Raw genomic sequence first — 544 nt, 5'->3', positions numbered from 1 at the left:
GTTTCAAGGAAATCCCGCTTTTCAAGATCATAGAGATAAGAGTAGATCCGGGCCATCGGGACGAGCACATGAAAATGTTCGTTGATCTCGCGCAGAATATCATATCCGGAGACCGGTCGGGCGAGACAGGACAGGATGAGCGGTTCCAGCAATCTCTTTACCATATCTTCAACGATCGTGCGATCTGCGAGATTGATGTCCAGCAAGTCAAGTGAATTCGACCGAAAAGAGACTATCGTCTCGTTGACTGTCATGATAGTAGCATTCGGCATCCCCTGGATAATCTCCGATACTTCGGCATCCGTCATCGCGCTGATGTCGAATGCAAGCAGAGCGGATATGGGAAGACTCGCATCCTGCATCTGCAGGATCTGGTGCTTCACCGCCATGATCTTTTGCATGTCGTCGATCCTGGAGAAGTCCAGCAAGCACCTGATCCCTTGACTCTCGTCTCCATCTTCGGAGATTCGGCAGATACTCTGCGGCACTTTGTCGATGGAGTTTTGCAGTTCCAGGACAGAAATTTTCCCGGCACGAATGTCCG

1 pseudogene is annotated in these 544 nt (G+C 50.6%); it reads right to left on the bottom strand.

Annotated features, from left to right (window positions below):
- Positions 1-544: pseudogene (locus EI28_RS14550) on the bottom strand (hypothetical protein); the annotation flags it as partial.

It is taken from the genome of Methanoculleus sp. MH98A, from assembly GCF_000691865.1.
Lineage (GTDB): Archaea > Halobacteriota > Methanomicrobia > Methanomicrobiales > Methanoculleaceae > Methanoculleus.
This window is presented reverse-complemented; position numbering and strand designations above follow the sequence as displayed.